Origin of the sequence: Corallococcus sicarius (assembly GCF_003611735.1) — a bacterium.
In the GTDB taxonomy this organism is placed as follows: Bacteria; Myxococcota; Myxococcia; order Myxococcales; family Myxococcaceae; genus Corallococcus; species Corallococcus sicarius.
Window position 1 is genome coordinate 1 of sequence record NZ_RAWG01000539.1, and the last position, 3,301, is coordinate 3,301.

The following is a 3,301-nucleotide window of genomic DNA, read 5'->3' on the forward strand; positions in this document are numbered from 1 at the left end:
GCTGCGAGCGCAACCAGTCCGGCGACTACCACCACGCGCAGAACCCGGCCTTCCGCTACCTGGGCCAGGACGACGGCAGCACGCTGTCACTCGCGGTGGTGCGCGCGTGGGCGGACGGGGGCGTGGAGTCTGCGGACGCAGGCTCGGTGGGCATCGTCCTGCGCCGCACCCCGGACGGCTTCGTGGGCGAGACGCGCGCCACGGGCTTCACCGGCTCCGGGACGCCCTGCCCCGTCGCCTTCCCCACGGAGGCGGTGGCCTGCACCGACGCCGGCCTCACCCTGCGCGCGGCCTCCAGCACCGCCATCGACGAGGGCTGCCGCGCCGCGCCCCCCGGCCCGGCCCCGGTGCGCCAGGAGCAGGTGCTGCTGCGCGGCGCGCCCGACGCGGGCCTCTAGGCGGCATCCAGGTCCGGGCCCACAAAGCACCGCGCCGCCCTCCCGCCCCGGAAGTCCGGGGAGGAAGCGGCGGCGCGAGGCACCCGCGGGACTGTCGGGGAGCGGCTCTCAGGCCGCCTGGCGCGGCTGCTCCTCGGTGGAGCTGACGGCAGGGGTGGACTCGGCCACCTTCACCCGGCTGACGAACCCCTGCAGCAGGCTGGACATGCCCACGTAGAGGAAGCCCGCCTGGAACAGGACGATGAAGGGCACCGACGTGTAGATGCGCGCGTCGATGGCGAACCACAGCGCCCCGGTGAAGTAGGCGGCGAAGAGCAGCTCCACCACCGGCATCAGCGTCTTGCTGCCCCGGTAGCTCTTCTTCACCGGCGCCTTGACGCTCTTGCCCTCGGCGCCCGTCTTCGGCGTGCGCGCGAAGCCCGACTGCTGGTTGAGCAGCGCCTCGCCCACGGCCTTCGCGTTGTTGATGGCCAGGCCGATGCCCAGGCTCATCAGGAAGGGCAGGTACTTGAAGCGCTCCCAGCCCGTGGCGCCGCGCTCGCGCTGGGCGGCCACGTAGAAGACGCAGACGCTGGCCGTCGCGGTGATGAAGAAGGGCAGGTCCAGGAACAGCGTGCCGTACAGGCCGTGCTGGAAGCGCACCACCATGCTGATGGGCATCAGCAGGGACAGGAGCACCATCAGCAGGTACGCCATGTTGTTGGTGAGGTGGAAGAAGGCCTCGCGCTTCACCAGGAGCGGCAGGTCGCTCTTGAGGATGGTGGGCAACAGCTTCTTCGCCGTCTGGATGGAGCCCTTGGCCCAGCGGTGCTGCTGGCTCTTGAAGGCGTTCATGTCCACCGGCACCTCGGCCGGGGAGATGACCTCGGGCAGGAACACGAACTGCCAGCCCTTCAGCTGCGCGCGGTAGCTCAGGTCCAGGTCCTCCGTGAGCGTGTCGTGCTGCCAGCCGCCCGCGTCGGAGATGGTGCTGCGGCGCCAGATGCCCGCGGTGCCGTTGAAGTTGAAGAAGCAGCCGGCCCGGTTGCGCGCCGTATGCTCGATGATGAAGTGCCCGTCCAGGAAGATGCTCTGGGCCTGCGTGAGGATGGAGAACTCACGGTTCAGGTGGCCCCAGCGCACCTGCACCATGCCCACCTTCGCGTCCGCGAAGAAGGGCACAGTGCGCATCAGGAAGTCGGGGCTCGGGACGAAGTCCGCGTCGAAGACGGCCACGTACTCGCCCGTGGCCAGCTTCAGGCCGTTCTCCAGCGCGCCCGCCTTGAAGCCCTGGCGGTTGACGCGGTGGATGTAGACGATGTCGTGACCCTTCTGCCGGTGGCGCTCCACGCACGCACGCGCGATGCCGCACGTCTCGTCCGTCGAGTCGTCCAGCACCTGGATCTCCAGCAGCTCCCGCGGGTAGTCGATGCGACACACCGACTCCACCAGGCGCTCCACCACGTACATCTCATTGAAGATGGGCAGCTGGATGGTCACCCGGGGCAACGCTTTGAGCGTGCCATTCGGAGTGGGCAGCTTGAACTTGTGGCGGTAGTACAGGAACGCCATGCGATACCGGTGGGATCCATAGACCCCCAGCACGCTCAGCAGGCTGAAATAGACAGCCAGGAAGATGATCTCAACGGTGGTCATCGGTGACGCTCAGCCCCTCCCGCTGGCCCTGTCGCCAGCGGTCCAACCAGACGTGGCGGCATGCCGACCGACCGCTCCCGCTGACCGCCGCCTCCTGGGTCCGCTGAGCCCCGCCCCGTATGTGCCCGAAATAACAGGGCTTTGACCATCCGACTACTGATCGCGGCCGGACAATAGGGAGCCACCTGGGTCGTGTCAAACTATTCCCCGGTTTCGGCAGGTTGAGAACGCTCGGTTTGACGCGATTCGTCAACCCCTGCGTCCCTGCGTCATGGCGATCCGGGCAGGCGACAGGGCCTGGGTCCAGAGGACGTCCCGGGTGCGCCCTGGGGCGCAGGACCTAACGGGCGACACGCAGGGTGCGGGGCGCCACGGGGACGGGGGCGTCGTCGACGTGGGACTCGTCGCGGGTGGCGCGGTCGAGCACGCCCTGCACCAGCTCCGGGAAGTCCAGGCCCGCGCGGGCGGCGATCTTCGGCAGGAGGCTGGTGGGGGTGAAGCCCGGCAGGGTGTTCACCTCCAGCACCACGTCGTTCTCCAGGTCCGAGCACAGCAGGTCCACGCGGCCGTAACCCCGGCAGCCCAGGGCGCGGTACGCGGCGAGCGCGAGCGACTCCACGTTGAGCCGGCGCGTGTCGGACAGGCGGGGCGGCAGGAAGTACTGGGCGCCGCCCTTGTACTTGGCCTCGTAGTCGAAGCCCTCGCGGGGGAAGGACACCTCGCAGCTGCCCAGCACCGCGTCGCCGAGGATGCCCACCGTCACCTCCTGGCCGGCGACGAAGCGCTCCACCAGGGCCTCACCGCCGAAGCGGCACGCCTGGGCCACCGCGGGCACCAGCGCTCCGGCGTCATGCACCACCGACAGGCCCACCGACGAGCCCCCCTTCGCGGGCTTCACCACGCAGGGAAAGCCGCTGTCGCCGTGCAGCTCCTCCGCGCGCGCCACGTCCGCGCGGCCCACCCGGTAGCCCCGGGGCGTGGCCAGGTTGTGGAGCTGGAAGAGCTTCTTCGCCATGGGCTTGTCCATGGCGAGCGCGGAGGCGAGCACGCCGGAGCCCGTGTACGGCAGCTCCAGCAGCTCCAGCAGGCCCTGCACGCGGCCGTCCTCGCCCATGCGGCCATGCAGCGCGAGGAACGCCACGTCGAGCTCCGCCGCGCGCAGCGCCCGGTCCAGCCCGGGGCCCGCGAAGATGCGGGTGACGGTGTGCCCCAGCGTCTCCAGGGCCGCCACCACGGCCTCCCCCGTCTTGAGCGAGATCTCCCGCTCC

General features: G+C 70.0%; 3 protein-coding genes. 1 reads left to right on the forward strand and 2 read right to left on the reverse strand.

What is annotated here, in order from left to right:
• On the forward strand, positions 1 to 398 hold a 398-nt coding region (locus tag D7X12_RS40305), incomplete at its 5' end, for a hypothetical protein (RefSeq protein WP_120630428.1).
• Between the two features lie 108 nt (positions 399 to 506).
• Here the strand turns inward: D7X12_RS40305 and D7X12_RS40310 are convergent.
• A complete protein-coding gene (locus D7X12_RS40310) occupies positions 507 to 2,033 on the reverse strand; it encodes a cellulose synthase family protein (protein ID WP_120630429.1) in 1,527 nt (508 codons plus the stop codon).
• A gap of 340 nt (positions 2,034 to 2,373) precedes the next feature.
• Positions 2,374 to 3,301: D-alanine--D-alanine ligase family protein (locus D7X12_RS40315; RefSeq protein ID WP_147443968.1), on the reverse strand; the 928-nt coding region annotated here is incomplete at its 5' end.